Annotated in this window: 7 protein-coding genes; 1 reads left to right on the forward strand and 6 read right to left on the reverse strand. The window is 66.3% G+C overall.

All coding sequences use genetic code 11. The annotated features are described in order from the left end of the window. Positions 1-279 (forward strand): aminotransferase class I/II-fold pyridoxal phosphate-dependent enzyme (locus Q0071_RS07845; RefSeq protein ID WP_298167062.1); only part of this gene is annotated, 279 nt, incomplete at its 5' end. A 66-nt stretch (positions 280-345) separates the two neighbouring features. Here Q0071_RS07845 and Q0071_RS07850 read toward each other — a convergent pair. The 6 genes from Q0071_RS07850 to Q0071_RS07875 form a co-directional block, all read right to left on the reverse strand. After that, positions 346-981: a S8 family serine peptidase gene (locus Q0071_RS07850; RefSeq protein ID WP_298167064.1), complete on the reverse strand. Its 636-nt coding sequence runs from the start codon at positions 979-981 to the stop codon at positions 346-348. Beyond that, the gene (locus Q0071_RS07855) at positions 974-2,662 is read right to left on the reverse strand and encodes an ABC transporter ATP-binding protein (protein ID WP_298167066.1); all 1,689 of its coding nucleotides are present in this window, start codon (positions 2,660-2,662) and stop codon (positions 974-976) included. The genes Q0071_RS07850 and Q0071_RS07855 overlap by 8 nt, the downstream gene beginning before the upstream one ends. Beyond that, a complete protein-coding gene (locus Q0071_RS07860) occupies positions 2,659-3,666 on the reverse strand; it encodes a hypothetical protein (RefSeq protein ID WP_298167068.1) in 1,008 nt (335 codons plus the stop codon). Before Q0071_RS07860 ends, Q0071_RS07855 begins: the two co-directional genes overlap by 4 nt. A gap of 10 nt (positions 3,667-3,676) precedes the next feature. Continuing rightward, complete coding sequence (locus Q0071_RS07865; RefSeq protein WP_298167070.1) at positions 3,677-4,783, reverse strand: hypothetical protein; 1,107 nt, start codon at positions 4,781-4,783, stop codon at positions 3,677-3,679. Positions 4,784-4,838: 55 nt separating this feature from the next. Next, on the reverse strand, positions 4,839-5,168 hold the full coding sequence (gene qhpC / locus Q0071_RS07870; RefSeq protein ID WP_298167072.1) for a quinohemoprotein amine dehydrogenase subunit gamma: 330 nt from the start codon (positions 5,166-5,168) through the stop codon (positions 4,839-4,841). After that, positions 5,165-5,722: SPASM domain-containing protein (locus Q0071_RS07875; protein ID WP_298167074.1), on the reverse strand; the 558-nt coding region annotated here is incomplete at its 5' end. The genes Q0071_RS07875 and qhpC, both read right to left, overlap by 4 nt.

The raw sequence follows: 5,722 nt of genomic DNA on the forward strand, positions 1-5,722 counted from the left end.
CTCAACGCGCTGGGCATCCCGCACCTCGACAACCCGAGCCACATCATCCCGGTGATGGTGGGCGACGCGCGCAAGTGCAAGATGATCAGCGACTGGCTGCTCGACAACCACGGCATCTATGTGCAGCCGATCAACTATCCCACCGTTCCGCGCGGCACGGAGCGGCTGCGCATCACCCCCTCGCCCGTCCACACCGACGGCGATATCGACCGGCTGCTGGAAGCGCTGAGCGACATCTGGTCGCAGTGCGAACTGGCGCGGCGCAGCCACGCGGCTTGAACTGAACTGAAGGAAGAGACCCGGTCCCCTGCGATGGCGGGGGCCGGGTTTTTTCGTGGTGGTCAGCTAAGGTTCGCGGCTGACCTGGAGTTGCCCGGCGGCTGCCAGGCCTGTCACTTGCGCCGTCGCAAAGCTGATGCCGTGAAGGTTGCGCTGCTGGGGCACGCCTTCGATCGGGCGCGGATAGCCCGAGGCGTAGTAGACCCCATCTGCGCCGAGAAGGGCCGTGCCGCGCGGGACATCCCAATCGAGGCCCACCGCGATGACACCCGCTAGCATGCCCGGCCAGCATGGCGCATCGTCTGCCGCCGTGCGCGGGGCGACGATGCGCGCGGGGCTGCGCGCCACTGCCGCCGCGAAATGATCGGCATGCGCCGGATTGGTGGTGCCAAGGCTGAGATTGCAGAAATCGGCGCCTTGTGCGCCCGCCCAGTCCAGCGCGGCGATCAGCGCGCGGGGTGAGGCGCGCAGGCCATCGCGGAATACCCGGATCGGCAGGATCAGCGCATCCGGCGCCAGCTCCTGAATCGCGGCAGTCACGGCGGTGCCATGGCCGACACGGTCCAGCGTCACGCCCTCCCCTTGCTCGATCGTGCCATCGGCCAGGATCGCCACGCCCGGCAGCAGGCGGCTGGCCACGATATGCGGATGGTCGGGGTGCGCGCCGCTGTCGATCACGGCAATGCGGACCAGGTCAGCCACGCAGACAGGCCTTTCCGTCCGTCAGGGTCACCACGATATCCGCGCCTTCGGTCAGCGCGGGGCGGTGCGTGATGATAATCAGCGTGGCATCGGGCAGCGCCTCGCGCAGGCCGGCGGCGACGCGTTGCTCGGTGGCTGCATCGAGCGCGGCGGTGGGTTCATCGAGCACCAGCACCGAGGGTCGCCGCAGCAGCGCGCGGGCAATCGCGATGCGCTGGCGTTCACCGGCGGACAGCGAAAGCCCGCGTTCGCCGACCGGGGTCTGCAAGCCTTGTGGCAGGCGCTGGAGCAAGGGGCCAAGCCCGGCGGCTTCGGCGGCGGCCTGCACCTCGGCAGTGGTTGCGCTTTCGAGCGCAAAAGCGATGTTGGCGGCAATCGCGGCGTTGAACAGGAAGGGGGCCTGATCGACCAGCAAGACTTCGCGGCGCAGATCACCGAGCGCGACATCGCGGATATCCACTCCGTCGATGGTGATCCGGCCGCTCTGGGGGTCCTGAAGGCGCACCAGCAGATATGCCAGCGTCGATTTGCCGGCACCGCTTTCGCCCAGAACGGCGCAATGCGCGCCCGCCGGGATGATCAGGTCGATCCCGTCCAGAACCGCCTCCCGGTCATGCCGGAAATGCACGCCTTCAAAGCGGATCGCGCTCCGCACAGGGCCCAGCGGCAGCGGATCGGCGCGCTGGATCACCTCGGGTTCGGTATCGAACAGTTCGAAGATCCGTCCCAGGGAAACGCGGGTGGACGCGAGCCCGGACGAGAGCCCCAGCAAGGCCTGCACCGGCGCAAACAGCCGCGCGTGATAGGCCATGAAGGCGACCAGCGTGCCGATGGTGAGTTCACCCGAAAAGACCCGCCAGCCGCCATAGAGCGTCACCGCCGCGGTCGAGATCGCCAGCAGCGCGCCGGGCAGCGCGCCGGTGAGGAACGAGGCGACCTGCATGCGCAGCATGGTCTGGACAAAGCGGCCATTGGCATCGGCGAACCGGGCAAGTTCATGCTGCTCGGCCCCCAGCGCCGTCACCACTCGCATCCCCATCACGGTATCGACCAGCAGGCTGCCCAGATCGGCGCCGCGCTCGCGCATGTCGCGCGTAATCTCGACCAGCCGCCGCTGCAGCCGCACGAAGGCCAGTACGGCGAACGGCACGAGCACGGTGCCGACCAGAAACAGCCGCCAATCGAGCCAGATCATCAGGACCACGCTGCCGATCAGGAATAGCACATTGCCAAGCGCCGCGAGCAGGGTATCGGCGGCGGCGCGCTGCACATCGCTTACGTCGCTGTTGATCCGGCTCATGAGGTCGCCAAGCCGGAAGCGGGCGTAGAAGCGTGGGGAGAGCGTCTGCAAGTGCCGCAGCAGATCGACGCGGATATCGAACAGCATCGCGGCGGAGATCTTCACGTAGCGATAGCTGGAAGCGATATTGAGCGCATAGCCGCCGAGGGTGACGCCGATTGTCGCCGCCGCGATCCACCCCAGTGCCGCGAGGTTGTGCCCGAGCAGCGCCTCGTCGATCATCAGCTTCGAAAGGTAGGGCTGCGCCAGCGTGACTGCGGTCGCCATGAGGCTGAGCGCGAGCACCAACGCGAGGCGGCCGCGATAGGGCATGATGTAGGGCAGGAGCCGTCGATAGGTCCGCCACTGCGCAACCGGCGGAGCAGGATGTGCGCCGCTCATGCCGCCACCGTGCGCGGGGCGAGCCGGCTGCCGGTAAGCACAAAGGCGGGCTCCGGCTCCACCGCCAGCATGCTGGTGCACCAGGCGTGGCCCTCGGCGGTGACCCGCGCCTGTTCCTGCCACCACGGGCCAGACCCGCCGCGCTGGTAGAACGGCAGGCACGCGGCGAGATGGCGGCGCAGCGCGGCAATCAGCATCGCGCGGTAGTGGCGCAGCAAGGGGCCGGGGTCTTGCCCGTCCGCGATCGCGCTTGCCACCGCACCCGCCAGAATGCCCCCGCGCGCGGCCATTGCGGTGCCGTCGCCGCAAAGCGGATCGAACGCCAGTGCGCCGCTGCCCAGCACAAGCCAGTCGTCCCCGACCAGGTGCTCCAGCACGCGCGGTGCCGTCTCGAACCTTGCCTCCACTGCGCCCAGCGTGCCGATCGCCGGTGCGACCAGACGGCTCTGCGCCAGCAGCGCATCCGGGGCATCGCCCACTGCCAGCAGCCACGCGCATTCCGCCCCCAGCGGGATCAGGAAGAGCCAGCCCGCCGCAACTGCCTCGACCAGCACCGAAGCGGCATCCGCCCCTGCCGCCAGCGTGACTGGCGCGGCCGCCGCCTCGCGCTGGCCGAATTGGTGCAAGGACGGTTTCGGCGGCCGTGCATGCAGCGAGAAGCGTGGCGGCACAGCCGAGGGCGAGCCATGGGCAAGCGGGAGTGCCCCGAGCAAGGCCTGCCCGGAAAGCGCGAAAGCCTGATGCGGAATGGACACGGGCTCGGCCTCGTTCCACCGCACGATGCGCCGCGTGATGCGGTGCGATCCGGAAATGCGGCCCTCGCCAAACAGGCTGTCCAGCAGATGCAGCGCCTGTTCGCCCAGCATCACGACGGGTGCCGAGCCGCGCTCCGGGCCTTGCTCTGCAGAGAAACTCGTCGCGTTTTCAAGCAGCACGGCCTGCGCCGCCGCCACTCCGACCCCGCGCCCCATGACATGCACGGACGACCGCCACCCGGCGGTCATTTGGCCAGCCTCACTTGAGGACCAGCATTCCGGCCATGGTTGCGTCGGCACCGAGATCCCAGGTCTTTTCCAGCTTCATCGTGGCAGCGTCGTAGACCTCGATATCGTAGCTGGCGCCGTAGATATAGAGCTTCGCGCCATCGCCGGACATGCCGAGCTGGAAGCGCGAGCGGCAACCGAACTCGGCCTTGTCCTTCAGCTTCAGGCTGGCCATGTCGAACTTCCAGAACTCGCAGCGCTTGTTGCCGGTCTGGCCGTTGGTGACCACGGTGTAGCCGGTCTTGCCGTCCGGCGTGATCTCAAGCCCGGACATGCCGGTGGTGATCGGCCCCATGGGCGTGAACTTGAACTTGCGCGTGTTGAGGTCGAACTTGCCGAGGCCGAACACCTTGTTGTGCACATAGGGATCGGCAGCCGTGAACAGCGAGACGAGCTCGCCCGCATTCGTCGTCTGGAACGATTCGACGCCGCCGCCAAAGGCCACGTTTTCATAGCCGGTGGATTCGGGCTTCTGCACGTCGATGCGGTCCACCACCTTCAGTTTGCCGGTATCGACCACCAGCACCTTGTCCTTGAAGAGGTAGAGCGTCTTGCCATCGGGCGAGACCATCATCGGCGCGCGATAGCCGCCGCTGAGCGCATCGTCCTCAGGCTCAAGATCGGCGGTCCGCACGACCTTCTTCAGCTTGGTGTCGATCACCGCAAACATTTGCTTGCTGACCTTCCAGCGGTCGATCAGCTTATCCATGCGCAGCATCGTCGTGTAGAAATAGCGCCCGGTCGGATCGGGGGCGCCGCCGTTGAAGCGGTAGCGCTCGGTCGGCGTGTTGAGATCGAACTGGGTGAGGATCGCACGCGATTTCGCGTCCATCACGATCACGCTGCTGTTGGTGATCGTGGTCGCAAATATCTTCGATTGGTCCGGTGTGATCCGCAGCGAAACGGGCAGGCCGCCGGGCAGCTGGATCTTCTCGCCGATCTTGCCGGTGCCCTCATCCACCGTGAACAGCTTGTCCGGGTAGGTGCCCAGCATCAAGGTTCCGGCCATGGCAGGAATGCTGAATGCAAGGGCAAGCGCGGCGCTGCCGAGAACGGTCTTGCGGGCAAGCGAGATCATGCGATTAGTCCCTTCGCAATCAGCAATTCAGGCAGCAGTCAGGCAGGCCAAAACCTTACGGGAAGACGATATCGAGGTTGCGCCAGTCCTTGGTCGCCGCCGCGCAATTGCTCGCCCAGTCCGCCGAATAGTTGACGTGGTCGGCCATCTGCACCGGCCAGAAGCAGGTGACGTAGCAATCGTAGATGTCGCGCTCAGCCGGCTGGCACAGGCCCGCCGTGCCGCCCGTGGCATCCACTTCCCAGCCCGGCGAGAACGAGAGCGAGCAGCCCAGCGGCACGTGCGGACGCGGCGTCTGCTGCAGCGCGACCACATCCTCTTCCATCGAGGCCATATCGGCTTCGATCTTGAAGGCCTTGGCGTTGATCGGTTTCAGGTGCTTCATGACAAGCCCTTTCGTTCGGCGAAACGGGTAAGAAATTCGGGATTGCGCTGGGCGAGCACGCCGTAGATCTGCAGGCAGCGATCGGTCCATTGGCGGATCCAGTCGCAATAATGCAGGTTGGCGTGGCCGGTATCGCCATAGCGCACGAACGCCTCGTGGTGGCAGCCCCCGGCGCACATCGGGCGGGCCCAGCAGGTGCTGCATTCATACTTCGAGGCGACATGGCCCTTGGTCAGGAATGCCTCGCGCTTGGTCTGATCGAGCCCGGTATCGATGTGGCCCAGCGTGTGCGTATCGGCATCGGTGAAGCGGTGGCATGGCGAAAGATCGCCCGAGGGGCTTACACCGAGGAGGCCGAGGCCCGCGCCGCAGGGGTGCGACTTGTTGGTGCCTGCGATCAGCTCCGAGATGGTCTCGGACACGTTGGTGAAGCCATGGACCTTGCCTTGCAGCGCATAGTCCAGCCATTCGTCCGCCAGCGCTTCGAAATCTGCCAGAACGCCCGCCATGGCATCGCCATTGAGCGAATAATCGCGTTCTTCGGCGGTGGTTAC

It is taken from the genome of Novosphingobium sp. (assembly GCF_027486195.1).
Classification (GTDB): domain Bacteria; phylum Pseudomonadota; class Alphaproteobacteria; order Sphingomonadales; family Sphingomonadaceae; genus Novosphingobium.

What these genes read in the sequence shown, in the direction of transcription:
- Q0071_RS07855 (WP_298167066.1), bottom strand. Translation starts at nt 2,662, where the DNA reads ATGAGCGGCGCACATCCTGCTCCGCCGGTTGCGCAGTGGCGGACCTAT.
- Q0071_RS07860 (WP_298167068.1), bottom strand. Translation starts at nt 3,666, where the DNA reads ATGACCGCCGGGTGGCGGTCGTCCGTGCATGTCATGGGGCGCGGGGTC.
- Q0071_RS07865 (WP_298167070.1), bottom strand. Translation starts at nt 4,783, where the DNA reads ATGATCTCGCTTGCCCGCAAGACCGTTCTCGGCAGCGCCGCGCTTGCC.
- qhpC (WP_298167072.1), bottom strand. Translation starts at nt 5,168, where the DNA reads ATGAAGCACCTGAAACCGATCAACGCCAAGGCCTTCAAGATCGAAGCC.